Origin of the sequence: Kribbella sp. CA-293567, from assembly GCF_027627575.1 — a bacterium.
Classification (GTDB): Bacteria; Actinomycetota; Actinomycetes; order Propionibacteriales; family Kribbellaceae; genus Kribbella.
Genome location: NZ_CP114065.1, coordinates 4,333,816 through 4,349,998, shown reverse-complemented (window position 1 = coordinate 4,349,998; position 16,183 = coordinate 4,333,816). Strand labels below are relative to the sequence as shown.

Genomic DNA, 16,183 nt, shown 5'->3' with positions numbered 1-16,183 from the left:
GCGACGATCGTGTCGCGCGGCGATTGGCGCGGTCCAGCGATGCTTTTTGGCCGGTAATGGTTAGCGTGGCTGCATGATTGAGGTCGGCGCCTTGCGCGCGTTGCGGGCGGTGGCTGCTCTGGGAACGCTGGCACGAGCGGCTGACGAGCTCGGGTTCACGGCTTCGGCCGTGTCGCAGCAGCTCAAGCGGCTGGAGCGTCAGGTCGGGGTTCCGGTGCTGGCCCCGGCTGGGCGTGGAGTCGTGCTGACTCCTGCTGGACAGGCCATCGTGGACTCGGCGCCTGAGGTGTTCCAGGCACTCGAGCGCTGCGCGGAGGCGGCGAAATCGGTCGCCGAAGGAGCGCCGCGCGGCGTACTGCGGGTGGTGGCGTTCTCGACCGCCATCCGTGGCCTGCTCGCGCCGGCACTCGCTCGCGTGGCGACAGCCTTCCCCGAGCTGACCATTCGCGTCACCGAGCAGGACCCGGACCAGGCGCTGCACAGCGTCGACGCCGGTACGGCGGACCTGGCGCTGATCCACGACGCGGACGACCTGCCGGTCAGCTTGCCGCCGTCCCTGCGACAGCGCCGCGTCCACACCGACGTCGGCGACGTCGTGATGAGCCGGTCCCATCCGCTCGCGCAGCGGGACGCACCCCTTGCCGCCATCGATCTCGCCGGCCACGCCTGGGTGACGAGCCCACCGGGCACGGTCTGCCATCAGTGGTTCCGGCGACTTTTCGCCGACCTGCCGGACGAGCCCGACGTCCGGCATCTCGTCGACGACTTCGCCACCCAGCTGGCACTGGTCACCTCGGACGACGTGATCGCGCTGATCCCTCGACTCGCCCGGCCGCCGCTGGGGGAGGACCTCGTCGCCCGGCCGCTGACCCGCCGGCCGACCCGCGAGGTCCAGGCCGCGTGGCGGCGCAGCGCCGACGCCAGCCCGGCGATCCGGGCGGTCCTGACGGAACTGACCCCGGGGTAGCCCGCGTCGTAGGGGACAATCGGCCATCGCGGAGCGGCCGCGAACCGAAGGGGAGAGTGTGAGCCAGACCGGTTGGATCGTGGTGGCGGTTCTGATGGGGGCGGTCGTCATCGGTGCCGCGCTGATCCTGCGGCGCGATCGCTACATCAAGTCGTTGCGTGACCGCGGCTGGACCTTCGAGGGCAGCCCGGGCTTCGACGCTGTGGCCCGGCTCGCCAACCCGCCGTTCGGACTCGGTTTCCGGCGCGATCCCGATGACCAGATCACCGGCGTGACCAGTTCGTACCGGCCGTTCCAGGTGATCGAGTACGGCGCCGAGAACTGGAAGGGCTGGGTCGGGATGGTCACCTTGTCCCGCCGGCTCCCCGAGCTGTGGATCATGGACGGCAACACCCGCCCCCGGTACGGCGTGGAGGCGGCGCGGGTGCCGTCTCCGGCGCAACTCGGCGAAGGCTGGCAGATCGGCGCGCTCGACCCGGAGTACGCCGGGGAGGTGCTTTCCCCCCAGGTGTGTGCCCAGCTGGTCGCCATGGCCGGCACCCACTCCGGCCTGAACCTCGGGATCGACGGCGATCAGCTGGTCGTCCTCGACCCGCCGCGCAAGGACCCCGAGCGGCTCGCGGCCTGGATCGAGCAACTGGCCGCGGTCGCGGCGGCGATCGACGCGACTCCGCTGGACCGCTGGGTCCAACTCGAGCGGCCGTCCCAGCTGAGCTTCTACCATCACCCGGACTGGCACTGGATCGGCGAGGACGACAGCCTGCTGCAGACCACGCCGGCCACGCGTTCCGGTCACGACCACACCACCAGCGAGGTGATCCGCGGCCGCGACGGCGACGGGCCGCCGTTCGTCGCCTTCACCCACGAGTGGAAGACCACCCGCACCGAGAGCTACACCGACAGCGAGGGCCGGTCCCAGACCCGGACGGTGACCGACAGCCACAGCGAGCATCTGCTCGGCTTCCAGCTACCGGTCACGATGCCTCCGCTCAAGGTCGGCCGCCGGGGGATCGGCCGCGGCATCACCTTCGAGAGCGGTGCCTTCAACAGCCAGTTCGCGGTGCGTGCCGAGGACACGAAGTACGCCTACGACGTGATCCACCCGCGCCAGATGGAGTACCTGATGGCGGACCCGCCGGCGCCGTTCGAGATCGCCGGCGGCTGGGCGTGGTTCGAGACCACCGAGCACAGCCAGGATTCGATCAGCCACAGCTCGCGGTTCCTGCGCGGCTTCCTGGCCCGCGTCCCGCGCTTCGTCTGGCGCAATCTCGGCCTGCCGGACTCGCCGTACCCGCCGCTGGACCAGCCCGCGCAGCACTGACTTACTTTCCGCCGTGGCGCAAATGGGACACGGCGGAGAGTGGCCAACCGAATCGGTGAATTCCGGCGCTTCTCCGAGCCTACGATCTGGCGACTCATTCGTAGACCCTCTGTGAGGCCCTCGTGACACCACGCCCTGGCCGCAGCCGAAAACTGCCGGCCTTCTCGGCGGCGCTCCTGGCCGCCGCCGTGTCCCTGAGCGGTGGCGTCGCTACCGCTTCGCCGCCGGCTCCCGGCAGTTCGTACGCCGTACTCGATGCTGCTCGGGCTCCGAGGTCGGTCACTCTGATCACGGGCGACACGGTGCTGGTGACCGTCGGCGCCGACGGGAAGAAGAACTACACCGTCACCGCACCCGACGGCCGGCTCGCCGACCACGATGTCCGGATCAGCGGGAAGAACACGTACGTCTACCCGCGGTCCGCTGCCCGGTTGGTTGGGGCGAAGCTGCTCGACGAGGACCTGTTCAACGTCACCCAACTGCTGGCCGACGGGTACGACGATGGCGTCCTGCCGCTGATCGTCACCTACACGGACGCTGCGGCGAAGGCGCGCACCCAAGCTGTCCCGGCCGGTGCCCGTAAGCAGAGCACGCTCAGCAGCATCAAGGGCGCCGCGTTGACCGCTGATCGCCCGGCCGACTTCTGGCGTTCGCTGACGGCTAGCACCACCGCCCGGTCGAAGGGGCCGGCCGTGCTGACCGGAGGGATCAAGAAGGTCTGGCTGGACGGCAAGTTCAAGGCCGACCTGGCCGACAGCACCGCGCAGATCGGCGCGCCGGAGGTCTGGCGGGACGGCAACCTCGGCGAGGGCGTCGATATCGCGGTACTGGACACCGGGATCGACCTCGAGCACCCGGACCTCGACGACCGGGTGGCGGCCTCGACCAGCTTCGTGCCCGAGCTCGACGTCACCGACCGGCAGGGGCACGGCACGCACGTTGCGTCGACCATCGCCGGCACGGGCGAGGCGTCCGGCGGCCTGGAGCGAGGCGTCGCGCCGGGTGCCCGGCTGCACATCGGCAAGGTGCTCGACAACGAGGGCAGTGGCCAGGAGTCCTGGATCATCGCCGGGATGGAGTGGGCCGCCCGCGACCAGAAGGCCAAGATCGTCAGCATGAGCCTCGGCGGCGGCCCGTCCGACGGTAGCGACCCGATCAGCCAGTCGCTGAACCAGTTGTCCGCCGAGACGGGCGCACTCTTCACCGTGGCCGCGGGCAACGCCGGTCCCGGCTACTACACCGCCAGTGCTCCGGGGATCGCCGAGTCGGCGCTGACGGTGGGAGCCGTCGACGGTGCCGACAAGCTGGCCGAGTTCTCCAGCTGGGGTCCGCGAGTCGGCGACGGCGGACTGAAGCCGGACATCACGGCTCCCGGGGTCGACATCCTGGCGGCGCGCTCGCAGTACGCGGCCGAGGGCTCTGGCTCCTACCAACTGATGAGCGGTACGTCGATGGCGACGCCGCACGTGGCCGGTGCCGTGGCGCTGCTCGCCGCGCAGCACCCGGACTGGACCGGGCAACAGCTCAAGGACGCGATCGTCAGCTCCGCGAAGCCGACGCCGGACTACAACCCCTACCAGGCCGGCAACGGGCGGCTGGACATCGCCGCCACCAGCAAGGCCACCGTCTTCGCGACCTCCAGCGCGTACTCCGGCCACCACGGTTGGCCGGTTGCCCAAGGCAAGGTTGTGGATCGCGAGGTGACGTACACCAACAACGGTGACGCGCCCGTCGTACTCGACCTGACGACTCAGGTGAAGGACGCGCCGGCCGGTCTGTTCACCCTCTCGGCGCCGACGGTGACCGTGCCTGCTCACGGCACGGCGAAGGTCACGCTGACCGCGCAGGTCGACGTTGCGCCGGTCGACAAGCAACTGTCCGGCCGGCTGGTCGCGACGGCGTCCGACGGCACCCGGCTGAGCACCATGATTGGCATCGGCCGGGAAGGTGAGCGCTACGAGCTGAAGCTCGACGCGAAGGACCGCAGTGGTCGCCCGCTCACCGGCGACGCGATCTTGATCGGCGGGAGCAGCTACGGCCAGTTCTTCGTCGAGGAGGGCGGTACGTCGCTCCGCCTGCCGCCGGGCGACTACACCACCTGGCTGACCGCCGATGTGGAGGGCGCGAACGGGCCCTCTTCACTCGGGTTGGCGGTGCTGACACTGCTCGACGTCCATCTCGACCGGGACCGGACCGTCACGTACGACGCGCGCAAGGCGCGTCAGTTGAAGGTCGCGGCTCCGCAGGCCACCGCGCTCGGCGAGGTGCGGGTCAACAACTACCGAGATTTCGGGCGTGAGGTGTTCTCCGTCGGGTCCTCGCGCTGGCCGTCGGCCGCGTACGACAGCGTCTGGGAACTCCCGACCGGCAAGGCCACCAGCGGAGCCTTCACCACCGGCGCCCGCTGGCGGCTGGAGCAGCCCGCGCTGACGATGAGTTCGTCGACGCGGACCTTCGACGACACCCTGGTACGCCGGGCCGCGATGCCGCTGGCGAAGGGTAAGCACCAGTTCGATGCCGTGCTCGGCGATGCCAAGGACCAGCAGGGCAAGGCGGTCGTCGTACGGAACAACGATGGCGGCTCGCTGGAGGAGCAGGCCGCCACGGCTGCGGCGGCGGGCGCGAAACTCCTCGTCGTCGTCAACGACGGCCCGGGGAAGCTGGCCGCGTGGAACGACTCGATCTACCTGCCGCCGAATCCGCCGCCGATCACGATCGCGACCCTCACCCACGACGAGGGCGAGCAACTGATCGGCCAGGTGCGGCAGGGCGCCGGCCACCTCACCGTGGTCTCGAATCCGACCCAGGACTACACGTACGACCTGTCGAGGTTCTGGGACCACGTGCCGGCCGACCCGTCGTACCGGGTGCGGACCGGTGAGCTGGCGCGGCTCGACGTGTCCTACCGGAACTTCCGGCCGGGCGGCGGGATCGAGAACCGCTTCGACATCTGGAACGTCGACTGGGAGTCGGCGATGAACACCACCGGAATGCCGCTGATCGCCGAGCGTGCGGACTACGTGATGGCCGGGACTCCCTACCTGGCCAAGGCGGAAATCCTTCGCGAGACGCAGCAGACCGAGCCGGAGTACACGGCGTACCAGGCCGGGAGCCGAACGGACATCGAGTGGTTCGGCCCGATCCAGCGGCCGCGGTTGAGCGAGGCGCTCTCGCCGGTGCGGCAGGGTGACCAGCTCGCCGTCGTCGCGCCGGGCTGGAGCGACGGCGGCGGCAACCACATCGGTACGGCGTTCGGCAACTTCGACCAGACCCAGAAGGTGAGCCTCTACCAGGGCCCGACCTTGGTGGCCGAGGCCGAGCGCGACCAGCTCAGCGTGAGCGGTCTGCAGCCGGAGTCGCGACCGTACCGGCTCGTGGTCGACAACACCCGCGGCACCTACCCGAGCCCGTACTCGACCACGACCCGCACGGAGTGGAGCTTCACGTCGGGATCAACCGCCGAGGCGTCGCCACTCTCGCTGATCCAGCTCGATTACGCGATCAGCACCGACGTGACCGGACGAGCCGGCCGCCACGACGACCTGACGATCTCGCCGAAGTGGTCGGTCAGCTCCACGGCCGCCGGGTTGAGCACGCCTTCGCTGGAGATCTCGTACGACGACGGCAAGACGTGGGGGAGGGCAGCGCTTCGCCGTACCGGCGCGGGGTGGACCACCCGGCTCGACGGGCCGCGTGGCGCGACCTTCGTGAGTTTGCGAGCCCACGCCGAGAACGGTTCGGGCGCCGCGGTCGACCAGACCATCACCCGGGCGTTCGGACTGAAGTAGACAGGACGCTGCCGGGCGGAGCCTGAGCTCCGCCCGGCAGCGGCCGGGTCGGATCAGCGATTCGGCTTGCGGTGGTGCGGGGAGAGCATGTCCTCGAGCTGTTCCTCGGTCTCGTCCGCCGAGACGAACAGCAGTTCGTCGTTGAGCTCGAGGGTGCCTTCGGGGTCCGGGCGCAGTACGCGGCCCTCCCGGATGATCGTCACCAGCGCGGTGTCGATCGGCCAGTCGATGTCGCCGACCCGCAGGCCGATCATCGGGGAGTCCTCGGGCAGGGTCAGCTCGACCAGGTTGGCATTGCCCTGCCGGAAGGTGAACAGCCGGACCAGGTCGCCGACCGAGACCGCCTCCTCGACCAGTGCCGACATGATCCGCGGTGTCGACACCGCGACGTCGACGCCCCAGGCCTCGTTGAACATCCACTCGTTGCGCGGGTGGTTGACCCGGGCCACGGTGCGCGGTACGCCGAACTCGGTCTTGGCCAGCAGCGACACGACCAGGTTGGTCTTGTCGTCACCGGTGCTCGCGATCGCCACCTGGCAGCGCTGCAGGGCCGCCTCCTCCAGGGAGGACAGCTCGCAGGCGTCGGCCAGCAGCCACTCGGCCCGCGGTACCGTCTCGGCCTTGATCGCCCGGGGGTCCTTGTCGATCAGCAGCACCTCGTGGCCGTTCTCCAGCAGTTCCGCTGCGATCGATCGCCCGACGTTGCCGGCGCCGGCGATGGCTACCCGCATCACAGCTCCTCAGGCTTGGAACCCAGTTGGGACTCGACCGCCGCGGCCTCGCGCTCCAGCATCACCACGTGGACCAGATCGCCTTCCTGGATCACTGTGTCGGCCTTGGGGATCAGGCCCTCGCCGAGGCGGGTCAGGAACGCGACCCGGGCGCCGGTGGCCCGCTCGATGTCCAGCGCGAGCCGGCCGACCCAGCCGGAGTGCACGTGCACCTCGGCCAGCCGGACGGTGCCGGACGGGTCGCGCCACTCGGGCTCCGAACCGCTCGGCAGCAACCGCCGGATCATCTGGTCGACGGTCCACTTCACCGTGCCGACGGTGGGGATGCCGAGCCGCTGGTAGACCTCGGCCCGGCCCGGGTCGTAGATCCGGGCGACGACGTTGCCGACGCCGAAGTTCTCCCGGGCGACACGCGCGGCCAGGATGTTGGAGTTGTCGCCGTTGGAGACCGCGGCGAACGCCTCGGCCTCCTCGATCCCGGCCTCGGTCAGGACGTCGCGGTCGAACCCCATCCCGGTCACGGTACGACCGGAGAAGTTGGCGCTCAGCCGCCGGAACGAGTCGGCGGACTGGTCGATGACGGCGACCGTGTGGCCGCGTTTCTCCAGCGTCCGGGCCAGGGTCGACCCGACGCGGCCGCAGCCCATGATGACGACGTGCACTCCGTGATCACTCCTTGCCCCGCCTGAGGGCCGCTGGCTCGGTGTCGGCAGGGATAGACGCTACACCGGACCGGGGCTGCCTCTAACATCACCGGTGTGACCCCCGCACTAGGCGACATCGGCAAACGCATCCTGATCGGACGCAAGCTGCGCAGTACGCAGCTCGGCGAGACGCTGCTCCCGAAGAAGATCGCGCTGCCCGTGTTCGCCAGTGACGCGCTGTCGTCGGTCGCCTACGCGCCCGACGAGATCTTCCTGACCCTGTCGCTGGCCGGGCTGGCGGCGTACTCGTTCTCCTGGAAGATCGGCCTGCTGGTCGCCTTCGTGATGCTGGTCGTGGTCGCGTCGTACCGGCAGAACGTGCACGCCTACCCGTCCGGTGGTGGCGACTACGAGGTCGCCACCGTCAACATCGGGCCGACCGCCGGACTGACGGTGGCCAGCGCGCTGATGGTCGACTACGTGCTGACCGTCGCGGTGTCGATCTCGTCCGGCGTCCAGAACGCGAAGTCCGCGCTGCCGTTCCTGGCCGGCCACGAGGTGGCGCTCGCGGTCGGGCTGATCCTGCTGCTCACCGCGCTGAACCTGCGCGGCGTCCGGGAGTCCGGCGCGCTGTTCGCGATCCCGACCTACATCTTCATGGCCGCCATCGTCGGGATGGCGATCTGGGGCGTCATCCGGCTCACCCTGGGCACCCTGCCGATGGCCGAGAGCGCCGGCTTCGAGGTGCGGCCCGAGCCGGGCCACGAGGTGTTCAGCGGGGTCGCGGCGGCGTTCCTGCTGGCGCGCGCGTTCTCGTCGGGCTGCGCGGCGCTGACCGGGGTCGAGGCGATCAGCAACGGCGTACCGGCGTTCCGCAAACCGAAGAGCAAGAACGCCGCCACCACCCTGCTGCTGCTCGGCGCGATCGCGATCACGATGCTGATGAGCATCCTGTACCTCGCGTCGAAGATCCACCTGCGGTTCGCCGAGGACCCGCACGCCCAGCTGTACCGCGACGGGGAGCCGGTCGGTGACTCCTACGTCCAGAAGACCGTGATCGGCCAGATCAGCGACTCGGTCTTCTCCAACTTCCCGCCCGGCTTCTACCTGGTGATCGGCGCGACCATGCTGATCCTGGTGCTGGCGGCCAACACCGCGTTCAACGGCTTCCCGGTACTGGCCTCGATCCTGGCCAAGGACGGCTTCCTGCCCAAGCAGCTGCACACCCGCGGCGACCGGCTGGCCTACAGCAACGGGATCGTGTTGCTGGCGCTGTGCGCGATCGGCCTGATCATCGCCTTCGACGCCGAGGTCACCAAGCTGATCCAGCTCTACATCGTCGGGGTGTTCGTCTCCTTCACGCTCAGCCAGTTCGGCATGATCCGGCACTGGACCCGGCACCTGAAGACCGAGACCGACCCGGCCAAGCGCCACCGGATGGTCCGCTCGAGGGTGATCAACACGGTCGGCCTGTCACTGACCGGCACCGTGCTGGTGATCGTCCTGGTCACCAAGTTCACCCACGGCGCCTACATCGCGATCATCGCGATGGCCGTGCTGTTCGTGATGATGAAGGGCATCCGCAAGCACTACGACACGGTCGGCCGGGAGATGGCGGTGGACGCCAGCGATCAGCTGATGCTGCCGGCCCGGGTGCACTCGATCGTGCTGGTCTCCAAGCTCCACAAGCCGACCCTGCGGGCGCTGGCGTTCGCCAAGGCGGCCCGGCCGTACATGCTCGAAGCGGTCACGGTGGACGTCGACCGGGACGAGTCGGAGCTGCTGCAGGCCGAGTGGGAGGCACGGGACATCCCGGTGCCGCTCAAGCGCCTCGCGTCGCCGTACCGGGAGATCACTCGCCCCATCGTGCAGTACGTTCGAGACATCCGCCGGCAGTCACCGCGGGATGTGGTCATGGTCTACATCCCCGAGTACGTCGTCGGTCACTGGTGGGAGCACATCCTGCACAACCAGAGCGCGCTACGGCTCAAGGGCAGGCTCTTGTTCACACCTGGTGTGATGGTCACGTCGGTTCCTTACCAGCTGGTCTCGTCCCAGGCAGCCGAGGAGCGACAGGACCGGGAAGACCGCGTAGCCGGCCAAGTACGGCGCGGCGCGCGCAAGAGTTCAGGAGACAGGTGACGGCAGAGCAGATCGTCGGGACGCTGCTGGAGCTCGAGGTCGGGCCGGTGGCGCACGGCGGGCACTGTGTCGCGCGCCACGAGGGCCAGGTCGTCTTCGTCCGGCACGCGCTACCAGGGGAACTGGTGCGCGCCCGCGTGACCGAGCAGACCACGAAGTACCTCCGGGCCGACGCGGTGGAGGTGCTGACGCCATCGCCGCAACGGATCGAACCACCCTGCCCGTACGCCGGGCCCGGCCTGTGCGGCGGCTGCGACTTCCAGCACGCCAACATCGTCGAGCAGCGCCGGCTGAAGGCGACAGTCGTGTCGGATACGCTGCGGCGGATCGGCGGCATCGAGCGGGCCATCGTGATGGAGTCGCCCGGCGACGACGGCCTCGGCTGGCGTACCCGGATGCGGTACGCCGTCGTCGACGGCCGGCCCGGCATGTACGCGCACCGCTCCCACGACCTGGTGCAGATCGACAAGTGCCTGATCGCGCATCCGGGCGCCCCGGAGGTGCTGCACGAGCAGTGGCCAGAGGCGTCCTCGGTGAAGGCAGTGGTGTCGTCGGAGGGCAAGACGGCCGTGCTGACCGACGACAACTCGGGTGGCCGGGTTGTAGAGGTCGTACGGAACCGGCGCTTCCGGGTGGAGGCCAACGGCTTCTGGCAGGCCCACCCGGCGGCTCCGGAGACGTTGGTCGACGCAGTACTGGCCGGGTTGGAGCCCCGCGACGGTGAGACCGCACTGGACCTCTACTCCGGAGTGGGGCTGTTCGCGGCCTTCCTGGCGCAGGCGGGGTGCGCAGTACTGGCTGTCGAGGGTAGCAAGGACGCGGTGAAGAACGCCCGGCGGAACCTGCACGACCTGCCGGAAGTGACGCTGGAGGCCGGCGACGTCGCCAAGGTGCTGAACACCGCGGCCGGGCAGGGGCTGGAGTCGGTCGACCTGGTCGTGCTCGACCCGCCGCGGACGGGCGCGGGCAAGGACGTCGTACGGCGGATCGCGGCGCTGTCGCCACGGAAGATCGCGTACGTGGCCTGCGACCCGGCAGCGCTGGCGCGTGACCTGAAGACCTTCGGCGCCCTCGGGTACGGCGTCAGCTCGTTGCGGGCGTTCGACTTGTTCGGGATGACGCATCACATAGAGTGCGTGGCTGTGCTCGAACCGCGACCTGCCTAGGGGCCTGGCTGGGTGAGGTGGTCTCGGGTACCGTTCTGGCCTGGATTCGTCTGGCCGGATCTGTTCGGCAGGAAATTGCCGAACTGGCACTGAGCAGGAGACCCGATGCCGCTCGTCGACCTGGACGACCCGGAGGAGTTGCGCGCTCGCTGGAGCGCCCTCGCCGCGGTCGCCCATGCCACCGGCTTCGACCGCCGGTGGTACGCCGACGAGCACGGCTGGTACCACCAGGACGAGACCGGCAGCGACCTGCGGATGGCCCGGCTCGACGGCGGCCGCGCGGTGCTCTTCGGGTTCCACACGCAGCACACGCAGACCGCCGCGGCGGACCTGCTGGCCGGCGCGCCCGGCTGGATCGGCCAGCCGGAGGTCAAGCGCCGGATGGCGGCAGGCGAGCTGGGGTTCGTCTACGGCAGCTTCAACGGGACCTGGGCGCGTGCGTCGTACCCGGGGGATCCGTGGCAGCCGCTCGACGACGGGTTCCTGCCGATCGGCGAATGGATCACCTCGGACGAGGAAGCCGCCCGAGAGATGATCGAGTGGGCGGCCGAATGGGCCGACTATCTCGGTGGGCTGGACGAGCTGCTGCCAGTCGGCGTGCGGCTGATCCGTACCGCGGCGACTACCGGCGTCACGGCGGAGTCGCTGGGGGAGTTGTTCACCGCGCTCGGGATCGGGCCGCATTCGCCGCAGCAGCCTGATCTCAGCGCGGCGCTGGCCGCCGCGGCCGAGTTCGACGGGAACTCCGTCAGCCAGCCGGTGCCCGAGCCGGCCTCCCCGGCGAGCCCTGGCGGGTTCAGCGCTGATCCTGCCGAGGTCGACGACGAGGACAGCGAGGAAGAGTCCGTCCTCGTCCCGCCCGGCATCAGCCCGTTCACCGGCCAGCCGATCGGTGACGACGACTCCAACCTGATCATCGGCGGCCCCGACCCGTACGCCGGCCGGCACCAGCCCTACGCGGCTGACCCGGAACCCTTCACTCCCGAACCACCGCTCACCACCGAGCCGCCCTTCCGTCCCCACTCACCTTTCGCCCCGGCCCCTGAGTCACCCATCACGCCGGAACCCGCCCCGGACCCGCCGGACGACACCGATAGCGGCGCGGACGCGTACGGCGTAGTGGCCAAGAAGCCCCGGCTGTTCCGTCGCCGCAAGCACGAAGATCCCGCCCCGCGCTCCAACAGTTGGTCCGACGCTGCTCCTTACACCCCCGGGCCTGCGGCTGACCGCTCAGCGCTTGGTCCCGCCGACGCCAACCAGTCGGCGTACCCCGCCGCAGTGCCATACGCCCCGGCTCCTGGTGCCGATGGCTACCCGCGTCCGCCGTATGCGCCGGATGCGGGCACTGACGGCTATCCGCGCCCGCCGTACACGCCAGAGGCCCGGTCGTCGACCGACCCGAGCCACGAGCCCGTACCGGATGCCGGTACTCACCCCGACGCATCGGCCGACCGCCCGCTCCCTGCCGCCGAGCCACCGCGAGTAGGCGGCCCTGTCGACGACGGCGAAGACTTCTACGCCAGCCTCTTCGCCGACGCACCGGCCGCAGCGACGTACGTACCGGACGTCATCCGCAACGCGCCGGATCAGCCGTCCTGGTCAGCCGACGACGCCACCAGCGAGATCGCAGCAGTCCCGGACGAGTCCCTGACCCAGGACACCACAGCCACCCCCGATGCGACCGCGACCACTGACGCCCGCGCAAACCCCGACACCCACGCGAGCACCGCGCATCCCGACTCCGGCGCGAGCACCGCGCGTCCCGACTCCGGCGCGGGCACCGCACATCCCGACTCCGACGCGCGCACCGCGGCTGCCGACGATCACGCGAGCAGCGCGCCTCGCGGTTACGGCGCGAGCACCTCGCCGCCGGGCAACCAGGCGACCACCTCGCCGCCGGGCAACGACGCGAGCACTGCGGCTGCCGACGATCACGCGAGCAGCGAGCCTCGCGGTTACGGCGCGAGCACCTCACCGCCGGGCAACCACGCGACCACCTCCCCACCTGGTGCTCACACCACCGGCTCGTCCGGCGCGGGTACGAGCGTCTCGCCGTTCGCGGACCGTGCGGTCGCCTCGCCGTCCGGCCACGACGTAGATGCGACCGCCGCCTACTTGCCCTTCGACGACACCGGCGTCATCGCTCCCGTCGCCTTCACCGACGCGATCGTGCCGCCTGCCGACAGCGAGGCGCTCACCCCGCCCGCCGACACTGAGGCGCTCACTCCGCCTGTTGACACCGAGGGGCTCACCTCGCCTGTTGACACCGAGGCGCTCACCCCGCCCGCCGACACTGAGGCGCTCGCCCCGCCCGTTGACGCCGACGGGTTCGCCGCGCCCACCGCCGACGCGGTCGCCTCCGACGACGACACCGGCGTGATCCCGCCGATCGCCGACGCGGACACCGGTCCGATCACCCCGCTTCCGGGTGACGCCGCCGACACGTCACCGGGCGCCTACTCCAACCTGGCCAGCGCCCCCTCACCGCCCTCTATCTCGCCCTCAGCCGCATCCGAGTGGCCCGCCGACACCTCCGCAGGACTGGGCGTCGAAGAGGCGCCAGAAGCCCGCCAAAGCCCGCGGCCGTCCGAGGCCCAGCGGGCGCGGCAGCTCGACAAGGCCGAGCAGGCACCGCAGCTCCACCAGGCGTTCGCCCCGCAGCCAGGCGAGGCGACAGCCCGGCCGTTCGACGATGCGATAGTCGGGCAGCCCGACGAGGCGAGAGCGCCGCGGTTCGACGATGCGATAGTCGGGCAGCCCGACGAGGCAAGAGCGCGGCGGTTCGACGAGCCGACAGGCGGGCAGTCAGACGAGGCGACAGCCCGGCAGTTCGATGATGCGGCGGAGAGCCGGTACGCGGGGGACAGCAGCCAGCATCCCGAGCCGACCCAGCCCGGAGACCTCCGCGACGCACACGCGACACCAGGCCCGCTCGACGAGCAGACGCACTACATCGGCGACCCCGCCGACCACTCGGCCCTCTCCCCAGAACTCCAGAACGCGGTCACCAGGTCTCAGCCCGTCTACGAGCCAGACCAGCGCTCGCAGGAGGCCGACGAGTACGAGGCGAACGCTCGCTTCGACAAAAGCGCCGACGGGCAGAACACTCGAGCCGGCGACGAGTCTCCGGAATCGTCCGAGCCGGATGCATGGGTTGAGGATGAGGAGCACCCGGAAACGTCTACCGGTGCTGCAGGACGTCTCCAGACCACCGCAGCCGCCGACGCCGAAGTACCAGCCGAGCCAGAACCAGAACCGAAGCCAGCACTTCCCCGCGCCCTCGCCCAGCGCGACTGGGTAGGCGGCGCCTGGATCAACGGCGTCTGGATCGAGGACGTCGCCGCGTACCTGGAGGCCCAGAACGCCGCCGGCCCCGCCAAGTCCGCCGAAGCAGAAGCACCGACCGAACCCATCACCCAACTGCCGCCGGAGTCACCCGCCGAGCACCCAAGCGACGTCGAAGAGGAATCGCACCGCCCCGCCGACGACCCGCTAACACTCCAGCACGTGCCGGACGCTGACACGCCCGACGACCGTCCGCTGGTGCTCCATGAGGCGCCGGACGCCGCTGCCTCCGACACCAGGGCGCTGACATCCCAGCACGCGCCGGACGCCGACACATCCGACACCGATCCGCTGACGCTTCAGCACGCGCCGGCCGCCGACACCTCTGACATGTCCGACGAGGATGAACCGGCGCTCGGCCACGTGTCGGACGCCGATACGTCCGACACGTATGGCGAGGATCAGCTCACGCCGTGGCACGCGCCGGACGGCGACACCTCCGGTGCGGTTCCGCCGGGCGTCGAACGGGCGCCTGATGCCGACGCCGGTGTGTTCGCCGGAGCTGAGCAGGAGACTTCGGCCGTAGAACAGCTGCCCGACGCTGACGGTTCCGCCGCAGCTGCCGAAGAGCTGCCCGCTGAACATCACGCACTCGGCGTCGAGGCGTACGCGGATCCGGCCGAGCAGCTGCCTCCTGCGGACTACGCACCCAACGGCGACAGAATCGACGCGTCGTCGGAGAGCCTCCAACGGGACGATCCGACTGACGGCGACCCTCGCTCGGAGGACCTGCTCGAAGAGTCACGCGCGAGAGGGTTCGGGGAGTCAGGCGCTCAAGAGGTCGAGTCTGCTGAAGAAGAGCTGAACCAGCCCGATCGCGACTCACCTGCCGGATCGTCCGAGCACGTCGAGGCGCCGGCAGGGGAGCTGACGAGCGTCGTACCGGCTGAGGAGCGCCTGGTGACCGAGTCGGCTACCGGCGACGCCCGGTCGACCGACGACGAGGTTGAACAGCACTCAGCCTCGACCATCCCAGAGGGTCAACCTCAGGTTGAGGATGAGGCGCCTACGGCCGAGATCGCGGCGATCAGCGACGAGGATCTCGAGAACGAGTACTACGCCGGCGGTTCGCCGTTCGCCCCGCAGGCCCGGGACCTCCCGCCGGGCGGCTTCAGCAGTCTCGAACCGCTGGACGACCTCGACTACCGGCTGGGCGACGAAGACTTCCACGACCAGATCATCGGCGAAGCCGACTGGACCGCCGACCAGCTGGGCGACTCTCCGGAACCTGCAGCGACGGAGGTCACCGCACAGTTCGAAGCCGTCCGCGACCTTGATCCGCAACCGGCCGACGGCCCTCGGGCGGATGACCTTCAGGGCGACGACCTCCGCGCCGGGGCAGAGACCGCAGAGTCGGACCAGCCGGCCGATGAGTCTGAAGCTCCGGTTGAGCAGATCGCCCAAGCCGAAGCCGCGGCAGAAACTCGAGCGCCGAGCGTCGACCAACCCGGCGGCCAACCCGACGATCAGCCCAGCGACCAATCCGAGGACCAGCTCACCGAGCGCCCCGAGAAGCTGGTGGTCCCCGACGAGGGTGGCGGCGCGGTCGCCATCCCGGGCCTCGGTGTCGTCGGCAACGACGGTCCTCGCGTGGAGCCGCTGCCGGGGTCGATCGAGGAAGCCATGCGGGCCGAGGTCGAGCGTCCGCGCCCGCGGCCGAAGAAGACCGCGGCCTTCGACGCCCTGCACGACTGGTGTCGCGCCCGCACCAAGGTCGTCCCGTCGGGGTTCACCATCCAGGTGCAGGTGCTCGACCCGGCGTCGCCGAGCTACCGGTTCGACCTGGAGCCGCCGGAGGTCGACGATCCGCAGTACGCCGCTGAGTTGCTCAGCGAGCTCATCGGCGACCTCTGGATCGCGGAGTCGGAGAGCGAGCAGGGTGGCTGGCTGTTCGCGCGGATCGACGTGGCCGGCCGGACGATGCGGATCGACCGCTGGTACGACAGCGTGCCCGACTGGTGGGACAACCCGATCGAGTCGCGGCTCGACGTCCACGGGCTGGTCCGGCGGCTGAACGGGCGCGGTCCGGACTGGCAACCGTCGTACCTGGAGAAGTTGTACACGACCGCGAGATAGCGT

At 70.0% G+C, this 16,183-nt stretch carries 8 protein-coding genes; 6 read left to right on the top strand and 2 right to left on the bottom strand.

Annotated elements, in window-relative coordinates; genetic code table 11:
- Positions 1-73: 73 nt before the first annotated feature.
- The 3 genes from OX958_RS19910 to OX958_RS19900 all read left to right on the top strand — a co-directional run bounded on the left by OX958_RS19910 (position 74) and on the right by OX958_RS19900 (position 6,076).
- Entirely contained in the window at positions 74-967 is an 894-nt protein-coding gene (locus tag OX958_RS19910) for a LysR family transcriptional regulator (protein ID WP_270130443.1), read from the top strand.
- A gap of 58 nt (positions 968-1,025) precedes the next feature.
- Positions 1,026-2,288 carry a hypothetical protein gene (locus tag OX958_RS19905; protein ID WP_270130441.1) on the top strand — a complete coding sequence of 421 codons (1,263 nt, stop codon included), beginning with the start codon at positions 1,026-1,028 and terminating at the stop codon, positions 2,286-2,288.
- 122 nt (positions 2,289-2,410) lie between these two features.
- Positions 2,411-6,076 (top strand): S8 family peptidase, encoded by a 3,666-nt coding sequence (locus OX958_RS19900; protein ID WP_270130439.1) that lies wholly within the window; start codon positions 2,411-2,413, stop codon positions 6,074-6,076.
- 53 nt (positions 6,077-6,129) lie between these two features.
- Here the strand turns inward: OX958_RS19900 and OX958_RS19895 are convergent, their stop codons facing one another.
- Positions 6,130-6,807 carry a potassium channel family protein gene (locus OX958_RS19895; RefSeq protein WP_270130437.1) on the bottom strand — a complete coding sequence of 226 codons (678 nt, stop codon included), beginning with the start codon at positions 6,805-6,807 and terminating at the stop codon, positions 6,130-6,132.
- The gene (locus OX958_RS19890; protein ID WP_270130436.1) at positions 6,807-7,469 is read right to left on the bottom strand and encodes a potassium channel family protein; all 663 of its coding nucleotides are present in this window, start codon (positions 7,467-7,469) and stop codon (positions 6,807-6,809) included. Before OX958_RS19890 ends, OX958_RS19895 begins: the two co-directional genes overlap by 1 nt.
- Before the next feature lie 96 nt (positions 7,470-7,565).
- Between OX958_RS19890 and OX958_RS19885 the strand changes: the two genes are divergently transcribed.
- The 3 genes from OX958_RS19885 to OX958_RS19875 all read left to right on the top strand — a co-directional run bounded on the left by OX958_RS19885 (position 7,566) and on the right by OX958_RS19875 (position 16,180).
- Positions 7,566-9,593 carry an APC family permease gene (locus tag OX958_RS19885; protein ID WP_270130435.1) on the top strand — a complete coding sequence of 676 codons (2,028 nt, stop codon included), beginning with the start codon at positions 7,566-7,568 and terminating at the stop codon, positions 9,591-9,593.
- Positions 9,590-10,759, top strand: coding sequence for a class I SAM-dependent RNA methyltransferase (locus OX958_RS19880; RefSeq protein WP_270130433.1), 1,170 nt, complete (start codon positions 9,590-9,592; stop codon positions 10,757-10,759). The genes OX958_RS19885 and OX958_RS19880 overlap by 4 nt, the downstream gene beginning before the upstream one ends.
- A gap of 105 nt (positions 10,760-10,864) precedes the next feature.
- Complete coding sequence (locus OX958_RS19875; protein WP_270130432.1) at positions 10,865-16,180, top strand: hypothetical protein; 5,316 nt, start codon at positions 10,865-10,867, stop codon at positions 16,178-16,180.
- Positions 16,181-16,183 lie beyond the last annotated feature (3 nt).

Excerpts from the sequence above, each read along its gene's own strand:
- OX958_RS19910 (WP_270130443.1), top strand. The coding sequence starts at position 74 with ATGATTGAGGTCGGCGCCTTGCGCGCGTTGCGGGCGGTGGCTGCTCTG.
- OX958_RS19895 (WP_270130437.1), bottom strand. The coding sequence starts at position 6,807 with ATGCGGGTAGCCATCGCCGGCGCCGGCAACGTCGGGCGATCGATCGCA.
- OX958_RS19875 (WP_270130432.1), top strand. The coding sequence starts at position 10,865 with ATGCCGCTCGTCGACCTGGACGACCCGGAGGAGTTGCGCGCTCGCTGG.